Source organism: Sphingopyxis sp. GW821-FHT02C12 (assembly GCF_059421785.1).
Genome location: NZ_JBWKVQ010000001.1, coordinates 2,907,911 through 2,926,920, shown reverse-complemented (window position 1 = coordinate 2,926,920; position 19,010 = coordinate 2,907,911). Strand labels below are relative to the sequence as shown.

Genomic DNA, 19,010 nt, shown 5'->3' with positions numbered 1-19,010 from the left:
GTGTCGCCGTGGGTGGGTCGGCGCCCGCCCCCCGCGACGCTGAGGAATATGCCAACGATCGGCTGGACGCCCGCCGCCTTGCACGCCTCGCCGAACGCCATCGCGCCGTACAGCCCGTTGCGGTCGCAGATCGCTACCGCCGGAAATCCGCGCTCGCGCGCCGCTTTCGCAATGGCTTTCGGGTCGATCGCCCCCTCCAGCATCGTGTAACTGGAAAAGACGCGCAGGGGGACAAAGGGGCTGTAGGCCATCGAATGACGCTAGGCATATGTGACGATTCGGGGAAGGCCCGATACGGTCTCCCGCACTCATTTAATCGCGTCGCGCTCCGCCCATTTCCGCGCGATCATCGGCACGACATATCCGATCGCGAAGGCGACCGGCACGAGCAGGAGAACGCCTGTCCACCCGAAATTTTCGCGCACCACAAAATAGACGGCAAGCCATGCGCAGATGATCGCGAACCGCTTCAGGACCATCCGCGTCGTCCGCTTCATCCCCGCCACCGGCTACTCCTCAGCCCAGCAATTCCTCGATCTCTTTGCGCAGCGCTTCGGGCTTGGTCGTCGGCGCATGGCGCGACACCACCTTGCCGTCGCGGCCGACCAGGAACTTGGTGAAATTCCACTTGATCCCGCTGCCGAGCAGACCGGTCTGCTCCTTCTTCAAATGCTTGAAGATCGGGTCGGCATCGCTGCCATTGACGTCGATCTTCGCCATGAGCGGAAAGGACACGTCATAGGTCAAGGAACAGAAATTCGCGATTTCCGCCGCATCGCCGGGCTCCTGCGCGCCGAACTGGTTGCACGGAAAGGCGAGGATTTCGAGCCCTCGATCCTTATAGTCGCGGTACAATTCCTCCAGCCCCTCATATTGCGGGGTGAAACCGCATTTCGACGCGGTGTTGACGATCAGCAGCACCTTGCCCTGATAATCGCCCAGCGATTGCGTGCCGCCGCCCGGCAGCTTTGCCGAAAGATCATAAAGTCCCATCTCGCCCTCCCCTCAGATCCGCCATGATGATTTCTTCCTCGATCCGCCCTTCGTGCAGCCGCAGGACGCGGTCCATCCGCGCCGCGAGCCGCTCGTTGTGCGTCGCGACCAGCGCCGCCGATCCATTGTCGCGCACCAGCGCGACGAACTGGTCGAACACCCGGTCCGCGGTCGCCTCGTCGAGATTGCCGGTCGGCTCGTCTGCGAGCACCAGCAAAGGCCGGTTGGCCAGCGCACGCGCGACCGCGACGCGTTGCTGCTCGCCGCCCGACAGCTTGCTCGGCTTATGATGCAACCGCTCGCCCAGCCCCAGCCGGGTCAACAGTTCCTCGGCACGCGCCTCCGCCTCGGCTTGCTTCGCGCCGCGGATGAGTTGCGGCAGCACGACATTCTCGATCGCGTTGAAATCGGGCAGCAGGTGGTGGAACTGATAGACAAAGCCGATCTTCTCGCGCCGCGTCTTGGTGCGCTCGCCCTGGTCGAAGCGCGTCGCATCCTCGCCGTCGATCATGATCTTGCCGCCAAAGCCGCCTTCGAGCAGCCCGACCGCCTGCAGCAAGGTCGACTTGCCCGACCCTGAAGGGCCAAGCAGCGCCACGATCTCCCCCGGACGCAACCGCGCATCGATGCCGCGCAGCACATCGATGCGCGCGCCGCCCTGTTCGAAGTGGCGCGTCAGCGCTGTCAGCTGCAAAATATCATTCATAACGCAGCACCTGCACCGGATCGGTATTCGCCGCCTTGAACGCCGGATAGAGCGTCGCGAGGAAGCTGAAGACGATCGTCATCACCACCACCACCCCGATCTCGACCGGATTGGGTTTCGACGGCAATTCGGTCAGGAACCGCACCGATGGATCCCACAGATTCTGCCCCGACAAATAGCCGATCCCGTTCAATATCCCCTTGCGGAAATAGAGCGCGACAAAGCCGAGGATCAGCCCGACCAGCGTCCCGCCGACCCCGATCGCCACGCCGATCGCGACGAAGATGCGCAGCACCGAATCGCGCGGCGCGCCCATCGTGCGGATGATCGCGATGTCGCGCGTCTTGGCGCGCACCAGCATGATCAGCGACGACACGATGTTGAACGCCGCGACGAGGATGATCAGCGACAGGATCACGAACAGCGCGACGCGCTCGACCTCCAGCGCCTCGAACAGGCTGCTGTTGGTCGACCGCCAGTCGGCGACGATCGCCGTCGCCGCGAGTTTTTGCGACAGCGGCGCTAGGATTTCGCCGACCTTGTCGGCATTTTCGGTCTGGACCTTGATAATGCCGATCTGGTCGCCGGTCAGCAGCAGCAACTGCGCATCGGCCATCGGCATGATGATATAGCTTTTGTCGAAGTCATAGACCCCGATCTCGAAGATCGCCCCGACCGAATAGCTGATCTCGCGCGGCACCGTCCCGAACGGCGTCGAACGCCCGGCGGGATTGATGATCGTGATCTGCGACCCGACGTTCGCGCCCAGGTTGCGCGCCAGTTCGGACCCCAGCGCGACCTCGCCCGACCCGTCGGTCAGGCGATTGAGATTGCCCTGCAGCACCTCGCCCTTCAGCACGTCGTTCTTGCGGATGTCGTCGACCAGCATGCCGCGCACCGCAACGCCCTCGACCCGGCCGTTGAAGGTGGTCAGCAGCGGTTGTTCGATGATCGGCGTCGCCGACGTCACCCCGGGCGTCGCGCGTACCTCTTTCAGCACGTCGCGCCAATTATCGATGCGGCCGCCAAAGCCCTGCACCACCGCATGGCCGTTGAGCCCGACGATCTTGTCGAACAACTCGCCGCGCACCCCGTTCACGACGCTCATCACGATGACGAGCGCCGCGACGCCGAGCATTACCGCGACGAAGCTGAACGACGCGGCGACGAAGATGAACCCCTCGCCGCGCGCCGGAAGCAGATAACGTTTGAAGATGGTGCGCTCATAGGGACGCAGGATCATAGGGTCGGTCCGTGAAACGCGCTGGAAAATGCCATCATAGCGCCGCTTTAGGGGGCCTCCCGGTTGCTGGCAATGGGCGCCGTAAGCGGGGAGTCCTTGCGAGTGATTCGCAAAATCTGTTGCCCATCGGCCACAGGGCTGCGCAAAAGCATCGCAAGCTAACTGCCAGAGGGTGACAAGCGGTGCCCGGGAGCCTAGCCCGATGACTTCTGGATCACGCGGCTAAAGGCCCGGTTTCAGGGAGTGTGGACGCTTCGCCTCGTCCACGCAAAGGGGGATGGCGGTAGTTCGTCACAGGCGCCCGGGTCTCGAGATCGAGGCCCGGGCGTTGTGATTCTACCCCTCGCTCTCGCTGATATCCTCGAGCATGTCGGTATCGAGCACGCGCACCCGCCCCTGTTCGAGCGAGATGACCCCAGATTCCTCCCAGCTGCGCAATTGGCGGTTGATATGTTCGCGGCTCATCCCCGCGAAATTGCCGAGTTCGGTCTGGCTGAGTTCGACGCGGTGCGTCGTCTCGATGCTGTCCTTGCGAATCAGGCGCTTGAGGTAGCGCGCCAGCCGCGGCCCCGACGCATAGGCGCGGTCGCTTTCGATCGTCTGGTCGGCGGTGCGCAGCCGCCGCGCCAGCTGCTGCATCAGCGACCAGGCGAAATCGGGGTGGCTGGTAGCAAAATCGCGCAGCGCGTTGCGGCCGAGTTGGAGCGCGCTGCCGGCGCTCGTCGCGGTGACCGAAGCGGTGCGCTCGCCGCCGTCGAGCAGCGCGATCTCGCCTAGTACCGCGCCGGGTTCGGCATAGGCGAGCACAATCTCGCGTCCCCCGGCGGTCAGCATCGACACGCGCGCCGTGCCTTCGGTCAGGATCAGCATCATGTCGCCGGGATCGCCCTGGACGAGCAATTCCCTGCCCTTGACGAAGTTGATCTGCACCGCGCGGCTCGCGATGTCGGCCCAATCCTCGACCGACAGGCCGGAAAATATGCTGTCGGGACCCTGTAGCTCGGCGAGTTTCGCGTGATCCATAAGCCCCGTTGCCCCTGTTGCCCGGCGTCAGACCAGCCGGCTGTGCTTCACCGCCGCTTCGATGAACCCGGCGAACAGCGGGTGCGGATCGAAGGGTTTCGATTTGAGTTCCGGATGGAATTGCACCCCGATAAACCAGGGATGATCCGGCCGCTCGACGATTTCGGGTAGCATGCCGTCGGGCGACATGCCCGAAAAAACGAGACCGCCCGATTCGAGCCGCTCGCGATAGGCGCCGTTGACCTCGTAGCGGTGGCGGTGGCGCTCGCTGATCGCATTGGCGCCATAGACCGCCGCGACATGGCTGTTCGGCGACAGCTTCGCTTCATAGGCGCCCAGCCGCATCGTACCGCCAAGGTCGGTGTCGGCGCCGCGCTGCTGCAGCCCCTCATCGCTCATCCATTCGGTGATCATGCCGACCACCGGCTCGTCGGTCTTGCCGAATTCGGTGCTCGATGCCGCCGCGATGCCGCTCGTGTTGCGCGCGCCCTCGATGCACGCCATCTGCATGCCAAGGCAGATGCCGAAGAAGGGCACATTCCGTTCGCGCGCGAAACGCACGCTCGAAATCTTGCCCTCCGACCCGCGTTCGCCGAAGCCGCCGGGGACGAGGATGCCGTGCAGCGGCTCGAGATTGGCGGCGAGATCCTCACCGCTTTCGAACATCTCGGCGTCGAGCCAGCGGATGTTGACCTTGACCCGGTTCGCCATGCCGCCATGGACCAGCGCCTCGTTCAGGCTCTTGTACGCATCGGGCAGCGAGACATATTTGCCAACGACGCCGATCGTCACTTCGCCCTCGGGGTGCTGCTTGCGGTCCATGATGTCGAACCAGCGCGTCAGGTCGGGGTCGGGCGCATCGTGGATGCCAAAGGCGCGCAGCACTTCGTTGTCGAGGCCTTCGCCATGATATTGCACCGGCACCGAATAGATGCTGTCGGCGTCGAGCGCGGGGATCACCGCTTCCTTCCGCACGTTGCAGAATTGCGCGATCTTGGCGCGCTCGCCATCGGGCAGCGGCTTTTCGCAGCGGCAGAGCAGGATGTCGGGCTGGACGCCCAGCGACGCGAGTTCGCGCACGCTGTGCTGGGTCGGCTTGGTCTTCAATTCGCCCGCGGCGGCGATGTACGGCACCAGCGTGACATGGACCGACAGCGTCTTGTCGCGGCCCTCCTCGTTGCGCAGCTGGCGGATCGCCTCGATGAACGGCAGCGATTCGATGTCGCCGACCGTACCGCCGATTTCGCACAGCACGAAATCGAGGTCGTCGATGTCGGTCCGCGCGAACGCCTTGATCGCGTCGGTGACGTGCGGGACGACCTGCACCGTCGCGCCCAGATAGTCGCCGCGACGTTCCTTGGTGATGATCTGCTGATAGATGCGGCCCGAGGTGACGTTATCGCTCTGCCGCGCCGCGACGCCGGTGAAGCGCTCGTAATGGCCAAGATCGAGGTCGGTCTCGGCGCCGTCGTCGGTCACATAGACTTCGCCATGCTGATAGGGCGACATCGTCCCCGGATCGACGTTCAGATAGGGATCGAATTTCCGGATACGGACGCGATAGCCACGCGCTTGCAGCAAAGCCGCGAGGCTTGCCGCCATCAAACCTTTGCCAAGCGAGGAGACCACGCCGCCGGTGATAAAAATGAACCGCGCCATGGGAGGAAAGACTTACTCAACAGGAGGGGGACGGCGCAAGCCGTCGAATCGCAAACGGCGGAAATAATTCCGCCGCGCACGAATGCGGGCAGCGGGAGGCGCCTTGCGGCGCCGCCGCTTATTTCTTGGCGGGAGCCGGCGGTGCGGCGGGGGGCGTTTCGGCAGCGGCGGCCGCCGCGGCGGCGGCCAGCGGATCGTCGCTCGGCAGTGCCTGCGCCGGGGCGCCGTTCGCGGGGGCCTGCGCCGGGGCGGTCAGCCCGGTCGCCGCACCGCTTGCGGGCTGCGCCGATTTCGACAGCGAGGTGTCGAGCGTGGTGCTGCCCGAACCGCCGACCGAAGCCATGGCGGCGAGCACGATCGACAGGCCGACGAACGCCGTCGCGAGGATCGTCGTGGCGCGCGTCATGAAATCGGCCGCGCCGCGCGCCGACAACAGACCCGCGGGGCTGCCACCGACGCCAAGCCCGCCACCTTCCGACTTCTGCATCAGGATGACGCCGATCATCGCGGCCGCCACGACGGCCTGGACGACAAGCAGGAAGGTGAAGAGGTTCGACATCATATCATCCTGAAACGGGGTGCCGCAAATGGGCCAATCTGGCGGTGCACATAGAGATGGCGCGCGAAATCTTCAACCCGCAAGGACCAGCCAGGGTCCACGCAAGAAAAACGATGCTGTCGGCCCTCCCCTTTCCCATTCGTGTCGAGCGAAGTCGAGACACCCCGCGACCGCGCGCGACCGATCGGCATCTCGACTGCGCTCGATGCGAACGGACTTGGAAGCCTATTGAGAGAGGCTCCCTCCCGCCGCGACGATCGGCAGGAACTTGCCCGCCGTCAGGCTCGCCCCGCCGACCAGCGCGCCGTCGACGTCGCCGGCGCCCAGCAATTCGGCGGCATTGTCGCCATTGACCGACCCGCCATAAAGCAGCCGCAGCACGTCCGATCCCGTGCCGATCCGTGCGGACAGCGCGGCGCGGATCGATCCGTGCATCGCCGCGACATCCTCGGTCGTCGGCACCAGCCCGGTGCCGATCGCCCAGATCGGTTCATAGGCGATCGCGAGCCGCGTCGGATCGAAACTGTCGGGCAGCGATTCCCGCACCTGCGCCAGCACATGGTCGATCGCACCGCCCGATTCGCGGACGCTGCGCGGCTCGCCGACGCACAGGATGACATCGAGTCCGGCGCCCAGCGCCGCCTCGGCCTTCGCTTTTACATCCTGGTCGCTCTCGCCGCAGCCTTCGCGGCGTTCGCTGTGTCCGACGATCACCAGGCTGGCGCCGGCATCGGCCAGCATCGCCGCGGCGACCGACCCGGTGAAGGCGCCCGATGCGGCGCTGTGGCAATCCTGCCCGCCGACCGCCCCGCCCGGCACGGCGGCGACCATCGCGCCGATCAGCGTGAAGGGCGGGCAAAGCGCGACATCGACTGCCTTGTGCTCGGCGGCGGCGGCGAAGATCGCCTGCGCCTCGGCGAGCGATGCCGACACGCCGTTCATCTTCCAGTTGCCGACCACATATTTGCGCCGCGCCATCGCCATTTCCTCTCGCTGTTGTTCCGGTTGCGACGCCCCTAGCGGCGGGCGATGGCGCTAGGCAAGACGCGCCTGCGGCGCGCCGGGCCACTTTCGCGCCTTGATGCCGCTGCCCGACCCGCCTAAAGCCGCACCGAATTGCGCGCCCGCGCACCCTATTCGAAAGATTGCCCCTTCGATGATTACCGCGATCCGCAGCCTCTTTTCCTCCACGATCGGCAAGATTCTCGCCCTCGCCTTCGTCGCGCTCGTCGGCGTTGCCTTCGCGCTCGGCGATATCGGCGGCAATTCGCCGCTCGGCGGCGGGGTCGGCGGCTCCAATGTCGCACGCGTCGGCGATACCGACATCGGCTATGCCGAACTGCGCGACCAGGTGCGCCGCTCGTTCGATCAGGCACGCCGCGACCAGCCGACCCTGACGATCGACGCCTTTGTCGAGGCCGGCGGGCTCCAGCAGACGCTCGACCAGCTCATCGACGGCGCGGCCTTCACCCAATATGCCGACACCCTCGGCTTGGGGATCAGCAAGCGCCTGATCGACAGCCGCATCGCCGACCTGCCGGTGTTCAAGGGCGTATCGGGCAATTTCGACAAGACGGTGTTCGACGCGTTCCTGCGCCAGAACAACATCACCGAAGCCGCGCTGCGCAGCGACATCGCGCAGCAGATTTACGCCGAACAGCTCGCGGTCCCGGTCGGCAGCATGCCGCGCGTCGCGCCCGCGATGGCGCAGCCCTATGCCGCGCTGCTGCTCGAACGGCGCGAGGGCCAGGCGACCTATATTCCCTCCAGCAGCTTTGCCCCGACCGCCGATCCGGGCGACGCGGTGTTGCAGAAATATCTGGGCGAGAATCGCGCCCGCTTCAGCATTCCCGAGCGCCGCGTGCTGCAATATGCGGTGTTCGACCGCAGTATCGCGCCGGTCGCGGCGGTGACCGACAAGGAAATCGCCGACATCTACAAGGCGAACGCCGCGCGCTTCGCCGCGACCGAGACGCGCCGCTTCGCGCAGGTCATCGCGCCCGACCAGGCGAGCGCGAACAGCATCGCGGCCAAGGTTCGCGGCGGTTCGTCGATCGCCGCCGCCGCGCAGGCCGCTGGCCTCACCGCCGGTTCGTCGGGCGACGTCACGCTGACCGCCTATTCGGGCATGACCAACAGCGCCGCCGCCAAGGCCGCCTTCGCCGCCAAGCGCGGCGACATCCTCGGCCCGACACAGACCGGCCTCGGCTGGACCATCGCGCAGGTCGAGACGATCACCGCGACACCGGCCAAGACGCTCGCCGACGCCACCCCCGAAATCCGCGCCCAGCTTCAAAAGAGCAAGGCCGAAGAGGCGATCATCAGTTTCTACAACGGCGTTCAGGACGCGGTGAACGAGGGCGTGTCGATCGACGAGATCACTACCGACCGCAAGCTCACGCTCGTCGAAACCCCGGCCTTGCTGCCCAGCGGCCGGGCGCCTGCACAGCCCGCCTTCGCGCTCGCAGCCGACCTCGCGCCGATGATCAGCCAGGCGTTCCAGGGCAGCGACGCGGGCGAGACCCATCTCGCGACGCTGGTCGAGAACGAGAAATTCGCCGTCTATGCGATCAAGTCGGTCGTCCCCGCAGCGCCGCCGCCCTTCGCGCAGATCCGCGCCGACCTCCTCGCCGACTGGAAGCTCGCACAGGGCCAGAAGGTCGCCCGCGACAAGGCGCGCGCGATCGTCAAGGCGGTCGAGGGCAAGCAGAGCTTCGCCGACGCGGTGCGCGCCGCCGGGCCGAACATCGGCAACGTCCAGACGATCGGCGGGCTTCGCGCCGAACTCGGCGCGGGCGGCCAGCGCGTGCCCCCCGAACTCGCCCTGCTCTTCTCGATGGCACAGGGCAGCGTCAAGACGCTCGAAATCCCCGGCAACCGCGGCTGGATGGTGATCGCGCTCGGCAAGGTCGAGCGTCCGAACCCGAAGGATATCCAGCCCGAACGCGTCGCCGCGATCGCCGGCCCGCTCGGCCCGGCCTTCGGCAACGAACTCGTCGCCCAGATGATGCAGGACGCCCGCAAGCGCGTCGGGGTCAAGCTCAACCAGAAGCTGATCGACCAGCTGCGCAAGGAGCTGACCGGCGACGCACCGGTCGCCGAATAAGGGTGAGCCTGGAGGGTAGAGCTGCCGCGCTCGAAGCGCTGGCCGGGGGCCGCGGCGCGGTCGTCTGGCAGCGGCTGATCGCCGATATCGAAACCCCGGTGTCGGCGGCGCTCAAGCTGATCGCGCCGGGGCGCGGCGACTGGGTCCTCGAATCGGTCGAAAGCGGCGAGACGCGCGGCCGCTACAGCCTTATCGGCCTCGATCCCGATTTGATGTTCGAGGTACGCGGCGACGCCGCGCGCATAAACCGCGACTGGCAGCGCGACCGCGATAATTTCGCACCCGTCGCCGCTCCGGCGCTGCAAGCGCTGCGCGACCTCGTCGCCGAGTGCCGTTTCGACGTGCCCGACGCGCTGCCCAAGGCGCTCGCGACGCTCGTCGGCTTCTTCGCCTATGAAACCTTCGGCCTCGTCGAGCGCATCCCGCGCGCGCCGGGCGCCGGGCTCGGCCTGCCCGACATGGTCTTCGTGCGCCCAACGGTGATCCTCGTCTTCGACCGGCTCGCCGACGAACTTTTCCTCATCGCCCCGATTTGGCCCGACGACGATGCGCCGATCGACCGCGCGATCGACACCGCGCAGGACAAGCTCGACGCCATCGCCGCGCGCCTCGCGACCGGCAATCCGCATGCCGAGCACGCGACCGCGCTGACCGACCCGGCGACCATCACCGCCAATCCCGCGACCACGCCCGAGCATTTCGCCGCAATGGTGGCGACCGCGAAAGACTATATCGCCGCGGGCGATATCTTTCAGGTTGTGCTGTCACAGCGCTTCTCGACCCCGTTCGACCTGCCGCCCTTCGACCTCTATCGCGCGCTCCGCCGCATCAACCCCTCGCCTTTCCTCTATTTCCTCGACCTGCCGGGCTTCGCGCTGATCGGCTCGTCGCCCGAAATCCTCGTGCGGGTCAGGGATGGCGAGATCACGATCCGCCCGATCGCGGGCACCCGCCCGCGCGGGCGAACCAGCGCCGAGGACGCGTACAACCGCGAATCGCTGCTCGCCGATCCCAAGGAACGCGCCGAGCATCTGATGCTGCTCGACCTCGGCCGCAACGACGTCGGCCGCGCGGCAATCGGCGGCAGCGTCGCGGTGACCGACAGCTATACCGTCGAATTCTACAGCCATGTCATGCATATCGTCTCGAACGTCATCGGCCGCATCGCGCCCGACAAGGACGCGATCGACGCGCTGTTCGCGGGTTTTCCCGCCGGTACCGTCAGCGGTGCGCCAAAAGTCCGCGCCTGCCAGATTATCGCCGAACTCGAGGCCGACGCGCGCGGGCCTTACGCGGGCGGCGTCGGCTATTTCGCCCCCGACGGCAATATGGACAGCTGCATCGTGCTGCGCACCGCGATCGTCAAGGACGGCGAAATGCACGTCCAGGCCGGTGCCGGCATCGTCGCCGACAGCGACCCCGCCTACGAACAGCGCGAGTGCGAGGCGAAGGCCGGCGCGCTGTTCGCGGCGGCGCGCGAGGCGGTACGGCTCGCCGGAACGCCGGGTTACGGGCAGTGAAATACCGCGCGGCGCTCGTTCTGAGCGCCGTCGCGATCGCAACCGGCTATTTCGCGCTCCACGATAACACACCCACCGCGCCGTCGGCCAAGCCGCCGATCCCCGACGCCTGCAAACCGCTAACCTTCGAGGGCAAGCGCTTCACCGAATGCATCGCTGTGCCCCGCCAGCACCGCATCGGCACCCGGATCACCGGCTCGAACGGCGTCCTCTACCGCGGCTTCGCTGGGCTCGCCGAGGATGTAGACCCCGCCAGCGTCGCCTTTGCGGTCAACGGCGGCATGTACGACACCGGCAGCGAGCCGATCGGCTATTATGCCGAGGATGGCAAACGCCTTTACCCGATCAACACCCGCGATGCCGGCGGCAATTTCTACCTCAAGCCCAATGGCGTCTTCTTCGGCGACGCCGACGGCCAGTGGCAGGTGATGACGAGCGACGATTTTGCCGCCAAAGTGACCGCGCGCCCCACTTTCGGCACCCAGTCGGGCCCGATGCTGCTGATCGGCGGCAAGCTCCACCCCGACATCGCGCCCGACGGCACTTCGCTGAAAATCCGCAACGCGGTCGGTGTCGACGCGCAAGGCCGCGCGCATTTCGTCATTTCGGACGAACCGGTCTCCTTCGGCACCCTCGCCGCGCTGATGCGCGATCATGCAGGGGCCAGCGACGCGCTTTTCCTCGACGGCACCGTCTCAGCGCTCTGGGATCCGGCGAACGGCCGCATGGACGGCCGCTACCCGCTCGGCCCGCTCATCCTTGTCACTCATCGCTCCCCGGACTAGCCTCACGCCATGCACAAAATCCTCGCCCCTCTCGCCCTGCTGCTTGCCAGCGTCACCCCCGCCCACGCGCAAGTCGAAGGCGCGACCGAAGCCGATGCGATCCTCAAGGATTTCACCTTCGCGACCGGCGAGAAACTGCCCGAACTCAAGCTCCACTACGCCACGCTCGGCACGCCGCAGCGCGACAAGGCGGGCAACGTCACCAACGCGGTCATGGTCCTCCACGGCACCGGCGGCACCGGAAAGCAATTCTTCCAGCCGCAGTTCGCCAACGAACTCTATGGCCCGGGCCAGCCGCTCGACACGTCGAAATATTACGTCATCCTGCCCGACAATATCGGCCATGGCGGCTCGTCGAAGCCCAGCGACGGGCTGCGGATGAAATTCCCCAAATATGACTATGCCGACATGGTCGCGGCGCAGCACCGCCTGCTCACCGAAAAGCTCGGGGTGCAGAAGCTGAAGCTCATCCTCGGCACCTCGATGGGTTGCATGCACGCCTTCGTCTGGGGCGAGACCTGGCCCGGTTTCGCCGAGCGCCTCGCCCCCTTCGCCTGCCTGCCGGTCGAGATCGCAGGCCAGAACCGCATGTGGCGCACCTTGTCGATCGACGCGATCAAGGCCGATCCGCTGTGGCAGGACGGCAATTACGGCGCGCCGCCCGCCGCAGGCCTGCGCACCGCCGCCGCGCTCAGCATGATCGCGGGCGCCAATCCCTATGCGCTGCAGGCGCAATATCCGACCCGCGAGGCCGCCGAAAAATATAAGGATGAGGCCTTTGCCCGCACCTATGGCCGCAACGACGCCAACGACACGATCTACCAGCTTGAAAGCTCGCGCACCTACAATCCCTGGGCCGACCTCGAAAAAATCACCGTCCCCGTGCTCTGGATCAACAGCGCCGACGATTTCATCAACCCGCCGCTCTACGGCATCACCGAAAAAGCCGCCCCGCGCATGCCGCGCGCCAAATTCATCCTGATCCCCGCCAGCCCCGAGACCAAGGGGCACAGCACGCATACCTGGGCCAAATTCTGGAAGGACGATCTCGCGAAACTGATGGCGGAAAAGCCGTGAAGGCCCTCGTCCTCACGCGTTACGGCGGCCCCGAAGCGACCGAATTGCGCGACGTCCCGGCGCCGACGCCCGGCCCCGACGACATTCTCGTCCGCGTCCATGCCGCCGGGCTCAACCCCGTCGACTTCAAGATTCGCGACGGCATGCTGAAAGTCGTGCAGGGCTATAAAATGCCCGTCTTCATGGGCAATGAGTTCGCCGGGGTGGTCGAGGCGTGCGGCACGAACGTCACCGGCTTTTCGCCCGGCGACCGCATCTTCGCGCGCGTGCCCAAGGAGCGCATGGGCGCCTTCGCCGAACTCGCGGTCGTCCCTGCCGATCATGCTGCGTTGCTGCCTGCGTCGCTCGATTTCACCACCGCCGCCGGCGTCCCGCTCGCCGGGCTCACCGCGCTGCAGGCGCTCCGCGACGAACTCCACCTCAAACCCGGCAGCCGCGTCTTCATTCCCGGCGGCGCGGGCGGGGTCGGCACCTTCGCGATCCAGCTCGCCAAATGGCTGGGGGCAGAGGTCACCACCACCGCTTCGCCGCGCGGCCGCGACCTCGTCGAACGCCTTGGTGCCGACCGCGTCATTGATTACACGACGCAGGATTTCGCGAACGAAGTCCGCGACATGGACGGCGCCTTCGACCTGATCGGCGGCGACACGCTCGCGAAATGCTTCGCCGTCGTCAAACCCGGCGCCACCGTCGTCTCGGTCGCGGGGCTGCCCGAACCGCTCACCGCGACAAAGGATCTCGGCCGCGGCCCGCTCCTCGCCGCGCTCTTCTGGTTCGCAAGCTTCGGCATCCGCGCCAAGGCCCGCAAGCATGGCGCGATCTACCGCTATCTCTTCATGCACCCCAGCGGCGCCGAACTCGCCGAATTGGCGGCGCTTATCGAGCAAAAACGGCTCGAACCCGTGATCGACCGCGTCTTTCCCTTCGCCGCCATCGCCGACGCGATCGCCTATCTCGAATCGGGCCGCGCCAAGGGCAAAATCGTCGTCCGGATGGTCGACTAGGCCCGAAAAGCCGGACTTGCGCCTTCCCAAGCTTCTATCCCTTCCCCCACTCCCGCAAAATCGCTACCGCCCCATCCCATGATCCTCGTCATCGACAACTACGACAGCTTCACCTTCAACCTCGTTCATTATCTGATCGAGCTGGGCGCCGAGGTGCGCGTCGAACGCAACGATGCGCTCACGGCTGCGCAGGCCCTCGCCAGCGGTGCCGATGCGATCCTCATCTCGCCCGGCCCCTGCACGCCCAATGAAGCGGGAATCAGCCTCGACCTCGTCGCCGCCTGCGCCGACGCCGCGCGGCCCTTGCTCGGCGTCTGCCTCGGACATCAGGCGATCGGCCAGCATTTCGGCGGCATCGTGCAGCGCGGCCATCTGATGCACGGCAAGACCTCGCCCGTCTGCCACGACGGCAGCGGGCTGTTCGCCGGCCTGCCCTCGCCGCTCACCGCGACGCGCTACCACAGCCTCGAGGTGGTCGATATTCCCGCCAGCCTTGTCATCAACGCGACCAGCGACGACGGCGCGGTGATGGGGTTCCGCCACGCCGAGCTGCCGATCCACGGCGTCCAGTTCCACCCCGAAAGCATCGCCACCGAACATGGCCATGCGATGCTCGCCAATTTCATGGCGAGCGCGGGCCTGCCGGTGCGCGAACGCCAGTCGGCATGAGCCGCTTCGGTCCCTTCCCCGATCCGGCCGCGCTGCTCGATCATGACGAGGCCGCGCACGCCTTTGCGACGATGCTCGACGGCGGCGGCAGCGACGACGATATCGCCGGCTTCCTGGCCGCGCTGTCCGACCGCGGCGAGACGATGGTCGAAATCGCCGCTGCGGCGCAGGCGATGCGCGACCGGCTGATCGCGATCGAGGCCCCTGCGGGCGCGATCGACGTCTGCGGTACCGGCGGCGACGGCCATCATACACTGAACGTCTCGACCGCGGTCGCCATTGTCGTGGCAGCATGCGAGGTTCCGGTCGCAAAGCACGGAAATCGTGCCGCTTCGTCGAAATCCGGTGCGGCCGATACCTTGGAAGCCCTCGGCCTCGACATGGACCGCGCCGACCATATGGCGCAGGAACAGCTTGCCGACCTCGGCATCTGCTTCCTCTTCGCGGGAACCCGGCATCCGGCGATGAAGCGCATCATGCCGATCCGCAAGGCGCTCGGCCGCCGGACCATCTTCAACCTGATGGGCCCGCTCGCCAACCCCGCACGCGTCACGCGCCAGCTCGTCGGCATCGCGCGCCCCGCCTATGTCGCCGTCTATGCCGAGGCGCTGCACCGGCTCGGCACCGAGCATTCGCGCGTCATCTCGGGCGACGAAGGTCTCGACGAACTGTCGCTCGCGGGCGGCAACGAAGTCGCGGTGGTCACCCCCGAAGGCGTCGTCATGCAGCGCAGCCACGCCGCCGACGCGGGGCTGCCGACACGCCCGCTCGAGGAACTGCGCGGCGGCGACGCCGCTTTTAATGCGAAGGCCCTGCGCGGCCTGCTCCAGGGCGAGCCCGGTGCCTATCGCGACGCCGTCCTCTACAACGCCGCCGAGGCGCTCCTCGTCGCAGGCGCGGTCCGGACGCGAACCGAAGGCGTCGAGGAAGCCGCCGAAGCGATCGACAAGGGCCTCGCCAACGCACTGCTCGACTGCTGGATCGCTTACAAATGAACAAACTCACCCAGATCCTCGCCACGAAGGCCGAAGAAGTCGCCGAACGCCGCCAGTCGCGAACGATGGCCGATCTCGACGGCATCGACGCCGGCCCGGTGCGCGGCTTCGCCGCCGCGCTACAGGCAAAGATCGACGCCGGCGGCTTCGCGCTGATCGCCGAAATCAAGAAAGCTTCGCCGTCCAAGGGATTGATTCGCGAAGATTTCGATCCGACCGACCATGCCCGCGCCTATCAGGCCGGCGGCGCGGCGTGCCTCTCGGTGCTCACCGACGCACCTTATTTCCAGGGCCATGAAGAATTTCTGATCGCCGCGCGCACCGCATGCGACCTGCCGGTGCTGCGCAAGGATTTCATGATCGACCCCTGGCAGGTCGCCGAAGCACGCTCGATCGGCGCCGACGCGATCCTGATCATTGTCGCCGCACTGGAAGACGCCGAGATGCAGGCCATCGAGGCCGCGGCGATCGAACGCGGCATGGACGTCCTCGTCGAGGTTCATGACGAAGCCGAGCTAAGCCGCGCGCTGACCGCGCTCCAGTCGCGCCTGATCGGCGTCAACAACCGCGATCTCAAGACCTTCGAGACCGACCTCGCGGTCACCCAACGCCTCGCGAAGCTGGTTCCGGCCGGCACGCTGCTCGTAGGCGAAAGCGGCATCGCTACCCACGCCGACTGCCAACGCCTCGCGGCCAGCGGCGTGAAGACCTTCCTCGTCGGTGAAAGCCTGATGCGGCAGGCGGATGTGGCCGCGGCGACGAAAGCGTTGCTGGAGGGGTAGTGTCTGCTTTGGGGTGGGGAGCGGACATTCCGCCACGACCCGTTCCCCGGCGAAGGCCGGGGTCCAGAGCAGTATAAAGCCGACGTCGCGTTATGACGCCCTGGACCCCGGCCTTCGCCGGGGATCAGCTCTTCTATGCCCCCTTCCGCCCGGAACCGGTTTTCGTAACCCGCAGCAGAACCAGCTCGCCCCCCATCACCGACCGGTATCCTATGCGAACCGGTAATATCTCGCCGGTTACAGCAGGCGGTTACAAGAACCGGATCGACACCGGGAACCAGGGAAAGAAGGATGGCGGGAATCAATCGGCTATCATGGCTTTTGGCGCTGCCGATGGCCGCCCCGTTACTGGTTCAGGCGGCGTGGGGGCAGGAAAGTGGCTCGGCCCAAGCGGCCGAATGGCCGAAAACCATGTATCAATGTCGTCACCGCGCGCCCCTCGACGGCTTCGGCGGCACGCTCGAATTCGACACGCTGTACACTGAAGCGGGCGCGATCTTTTCCGAAAGCGGCCGATGGACGTCCGATTATCTGCCCAGGCGCGCCCCGCCCCTCCCGGCCGGCCTGATGGCGGAACGGTCCATCATCCTCCCCGCCGGACAGCCAAGCGGCATGACGGTCATGATCGAATGGCCCGGCGGCAATGTCTGGGACAAGACGCCTACGCCCGATCCGTCTGCCAAAGCGATGATCCGCATCGTCAATATCGACGGCGTCGCCCGGTCGATGCGGAAAAAGGAGCGCTGGCACCAATCGGTCGTGGTCCGCAACAGCGAAGTCCTCCCCTACGCGAACGGCAATGACCGCATGCTTTTCCTCAGCCCGCTCGAACCCGCGCTGATCAGCAATTATGGCGATACCTCCAACATGGACCTGACGATGCCGGTCGCGAACCTCCTGGCTTGGGGCAGCGGGCTCGAAGCGCTGACGGTCTTCGATGTATTCGTCGAACCCCGGAAATATGACCCGCATAGTTTTCCCAACGGACCCGCCGGACCGATGCGGGTCGTCGGCGAATATCACATCGACATGACCGCGCTCGCCGCAGGCTTCGACAAGATCCGTGCCGAGCACCGGTGGTGGCGCGCCGGCCTCGCCGATTTCAAGACGCGCTGCGAAGCGACGCAGGTGTCGGACCCATCGCTGGAAATCATCGTCACCTGACCGCCTGTCATTATCTCTACTTGCCTTTCCTCCGCAGCGTTGCTTGGCTTCATCGCCATGACCCAACGCCCGACTCATCTCGACGAAAGCGGCGCCGCCCATATGGTCGACGTCGGCGCCAAGCCCGCAACCGCGCGCCGCGCCGTCGCCACCGGCCGCATCACCATGTCCCCTGCAGCGCTCGAAGCCATCCGCACCGGCAACGCGCCGAAGGGCGACGTCCTCTCGACCGCGCGCATCGCCGGGATCATGGGCGCCAAGCGCACCGCCGACCTCATCCCGCTCTGCCATCCTCTCGCGCTCACCAAGGTCGGCGTCGAGTTCGAATGGGAGGAAACCGGCATTTCGGTCACCGCGACCGCCGCGACCACGGGGCCGACGGGGGTCGAGATGGAGGCGCTCACCGCCGCCTCGGTCGCGCTGCTCACCCTCTACGACATGGCGAAGGCGCTCGACCGCGCGATGGTGCTCGGCGATATCCGCCTGCTCGAAAAGAGCGGCGGCCGCTCGGGCGACTGGCACGCCGAATGAGCAAGCTGCTCCCCGTCGAGGAGGCGCAGGCACGCCTGCTCGCGCTCCGCGCGCCGCTTCCTCCAGAAAATATCGCCTTTTCCGAATCGCTTGGCCGATATCTTTCGCACGATGTCATCGCATTGCGCGACCAGCCTGCGGCGCCGCTTTCGGCGATGGACGGTTATGCGATCCGTTTCGCCGACCTGCCGGGACCATGGACGATCATCGGCGAAGTCGCCGCAGGCTCCGCGCCCGCCCTGCCCCTCGGCGCGGGTCAGGCGATCCGCATCTTCACCGGCGCGATGGTCCCCGACGGCGCCGACACGGTCATCCTGCAGGAAGATGTCGCCGCCGACGGCACGGTCCTGACGCTGACCGGCGATGGCCCGGAGGCCCAGGGCGCCCATATTCGCGACCGCGCCAGCGACTTCGCGACCGGCGCCATGCTCGTCGCCGCCGGAACCCGGCTCAACGCCGGTGCGATCGCCGCGGCGATCATGGGTGGCGACGCGCAGCTTGTGGTCGGCGCCCGCCCGCGTGTCGCGATCCTCACCACCGGCGACGAACTCGTCCAGCCGGGCCGTGCGCTCGCGCCCGGCCAGATCCCCGACAGCAACGGCACGATGCTCGCCGCGATGCTCGCCGCCGAGCCCGCCGTCGTCAGCATCCCGCTCCACATCCGCGACGATCGCGAAATTTTATCCAAGGTTCTGAAAGACCTGGCGCGACGTCACGACGTCATCGTCACCGTCGGCGGCGCCTCGGTCGGCGATCACGACCATGTCCGCGGCGCGCTCGACGATGCCGGCGGGCGGCTGGATTTCTGGAAGATCGCGATGCGCCCCGGCAAGCCGCTGATCGCGGGCACGCTCGGCGACGCGCTGCTGCTTGGCCTGCCCGGCAACCCCTCGTCGGCCTTCGTCACCGCGACCCTGTTCCTGCTCCCCCTCGTCCGCCATCTCGCCGGCGCGCGCGATCCGCTCCCGCCACTGCGCACGGCCCCGCTCGCGGCCCCCCTCGGCCCCGGCGGCGCGCGACGCGACTATTTGCGCGGACGGATCGACGACGGCCTTCTCTCGCCCTTCGACGGACAGGACAGCGGCCGCACCTTTCCGCTCGCCGCAGCGAACGCCCTCGTCATCCGCGAGATCGGTGCGCCGTCCCGCGCGGCAGGCGAAGCGGCGGATTATATCGACATCGCTTGACAAGTTC

The 19,010-nt window shown here is 66.6% G+C and carries 20 protein-coding genes; 11 read left to right on the top strand and 9 right to left on the bottom strand.

The window, feature by feature from the left end:
- The 9 genes from AC07U1_RS13940 to tpiA all read right to left on the bottom strand — a co-directional run.
- A partial coding sequence (locus AC07U1_RS13940; RefSeq protein ID WP_495197716.1) for a PHP domain-containing protein occupies positions 1-251 on the bottom strand: 251 nt, incomplete at its 3' end.
- A gap of 57 nt (positions 252-308) precedes the next feature.
- Positions 309-506 carry a hypothetical protein gene (locus AC07U1_RS13935; RefSeq protein WP_492738579.1) on the bottom strand — a complete coding sequence of 66 codons (198 nt, stop codon included), beginning with the start codon at positions 504-506 and terminating at the stop codon, positions 309-311.
- A gap of 10 nt (positions 507-516) precedes the next feature.
- Positions 517-993 carry a glutathione peroxidase gene (locus AC07U1_RS13930; RefSeq protein ID WP_187141532.1) on the bottom strand — a complete coding sequence of 159 codons (477 nt, stop codon included), beginning with the start codon at positions 991-993 and terminating at the stop codon, positions 517-519.
- Positions 980-1,699, bottom strand: coding sequence for an ABC transporter ATP-binding protein (locus tag AC07U1_RS13925; RefSeq protein WP_187141531.1), 720 nt, complete (start codon positions 1,697-1,699; stop codon positions 980-982). Before AC07U1_RS13925 ends, AC07U1_RS13930 begins: the two co-directional genes overlap by 14 nt.
- Positions 1,692-2,942 (bottom strand): lipoprotein-releasing ABC transporter permease subunit, encoded by a 1,251-nt coding sequence (locus tag AC07U1_RS13920; protein ID WP_187141530.1) that lies wholly within the window; start codon positions 2,940-2,942, stop codon positions 1,692-1,694. Before AC07U1_RS13920 ends, AC07U1_RS13925 begins: the two co-directional genes overlap by 8 nt.
- A 336-nt stretch (positions 2,943-3,278) precedes the next feature.
- Positions 3,279-3,965, bottom strand: coding sequence for a Crp/Fnr family transcriptional regulator (locus AC07U1_RS13915; protein ID WP_056347846.1), 687 nt, complete (start codon positions 3,963-3,965; stop codon positions 3,279-3,281).
- A gap of 27 nt (positions 3,966-3,992) precedes the next feature.
- Positions 3,993-5,624 (bottom strand): CTP synthase, encoded by a 1,632-nt coding sequence (gene pyrG, locus AC07U1_RS13910; RefSeq protein WP_495176097.1) that lies wholly within the window; start codon positions 5,622-5,624, stop codon positions 3,993-3,995.
- Positions 5,625-5,742: 118 nt separating this feature from the next.
- Positions 5,743-6,183, bottom strand: a complete 441-nt coding sequence (gene secG, locus AC07U1_RS13905; RefSeq protein WP_262408028.1) for a preprotein translocase subunit SecG — start codon at positions 6,181-6,183, stop codon at positions 5,743-5,745.
- A 225-nt stretch (positions 6,184-6,408) separates the two neighbouring features.
- Positions 6,409-7,161: a triose-phosphate isomerase gene (gene tpiA / locus AC07U1_RS13900; protein ID WP_495176098.1), complete on the bottom strand. Its 753-nt coding sequence runs from the start codon at positions 7,159-7,161 to the stop codon at positions 6,409-6,411.
- Positions 7,162-7,339: 178 nt separating this feature from the next.
- Here tpiA and AC07U1_RS13895 point away from each other — a divergent pair, with 178 nt between their 5' ends.
- The 11 genes from AC07U1_RS13895 to AC07U1_RS13845 all read left to right on the top strand — a co-directional run bounded on the left by AC07U1_RS13895 (position 7,340) and on the right by AC07U1_RS13845 (position 19,003).
- A complete protein-coding gene (locus AC07U1_RS13895; RefSeq protein ID WP_495176099.1) occupies positions 7,340-9,289 on the top strand; it encodes a peptidylprolyl isomerase in 1,950 nt (649 codons plus the stop codon).
- A 2-nt stretch (positions 9,290-9,291) separates the two neighbouring features.
- Entirely contained in the window at positions 9,292-10,809 is a 1,518-nt protein-coding gene (gene trpE, locus AC07U1_RS13890) for an anthranilate synthase component I (RefSeq protein ID WP_495176100.1), read from the top strand.
- The gene (locus AC07U1_RS13885) at positions 10,806-11,594 is read left to right on the top strand and encodes a phosphodiester glycosidase family protein (RefSeq protein ID WP_495176101.1); all 789 of its coding nucleotides are present in this window, start codon (positions 10,806-10,808) and stop codon (positions 11,592-11,594) included. The genes trpE and AC07U1_RS13885 overlap by 4 nt, the downstream gene beginning before the upstream one ends.
- Before the next feature lie 9 nt (positions 11,595-11,603).
- Complete coding sequence (locus AC07U1_RS13880; protein WP_495176102.1) at positions 11,604-12,671, top strand: alpha/beta fold hydrolase; 1,068 nt, start codon at positions 11,604-11,606, stop codon at positions 12,669-12,671.
- On the top strand, positions 12,668-13,675 hold the full coding sequence (locus AC07U1_RS13875; RefSeq protein WP_495176103.1) for an NADP-dependent oxidoreductase: 1,008 nt from the start codon (positions 12,668-12,670) through the stop codon (positions 13,673-13,675). Before AC07U1_RS13880 ends, AC07U1_RS13875 begins: the two co-directional genes overlap by 4 nt.
- A 78-nt stretch (positions 13,676-13,753) precedes the next feature.
- On the top strand, positions 13,754-14,344 hold the full coding sequence (locus AC07U1_RS13870; protein WP_495176104.1) for an anthranilate synthase component II: 591 nt from the start codon (positions 13,754-13,756) through the stop codon (positions 14,342-14,344).
- A complete protein-coding gene (gene trpD, locus AC07U1_RS13865; RefSeq protein WP_495176105.1) occupies positions 14,341-15,339 on the top strand; it encodes an anthranilate phosphoribosyltransferase in 999 nt (332 codons plus the stop codon). Before AC07U1_RS13870 ends, trpD begins: the two co-directional genes overlap by 4 nt.
- Positions 15,336-16,121, top strand: a complete 786-nt coding sequence (gene trpC, locus AC07U1_RS13860) for an indole-3-glycerol phosphate synthase TrpC (protein ID WP_495176106.1) — start codon at positions 15,336-15,338, stop codon at positions 16,119-16,121. Before trpD ends, trpC begins: the two co-directional genes overlap by 4 nt.
- 291 nt (positions 16,122-16,412) lie before the next feature.
- On the top strand, positions 16,413-17,285 hold the full coding sequence (locus tag AC07U1_RS13855) for a hypothetical protein (RefSeq protein ID WP_495176107.1): 873 nt from the start codon (positions 16,413-16,415) through the stop codon (positions 17,283-17,285).
- A 57-nt stretch (positions 17,286-17,342) separates the two neighbouring features.
- A complete protein-coding gene (gene moaC, locus AC07U1_RS13850; RefSeq protein ID WP_056347865.1) occupies positions 17,343-17,816 on the top strand; it encodes a cyclic pyranopterin monophosphate synthase MoaC in 474 nt (157 codons plus the stop codon).
- Entirely contained in the window at positions 17,813-19,003 is a 1,191-nt protein-coding gene (locus AC07U1_RS13845) for a molybdopterin molybdotransferase MoeA (RefSeq protein ID WP_495176108.1), read from the top strand. The genes moaC and AC07U1_RS13845 overlap by 4 nt, the downstream gene beginning before the upstream one ends.
- The last annotated feature ends 7 nt before the right edge of the window (positions 19,004-19,010 follow it).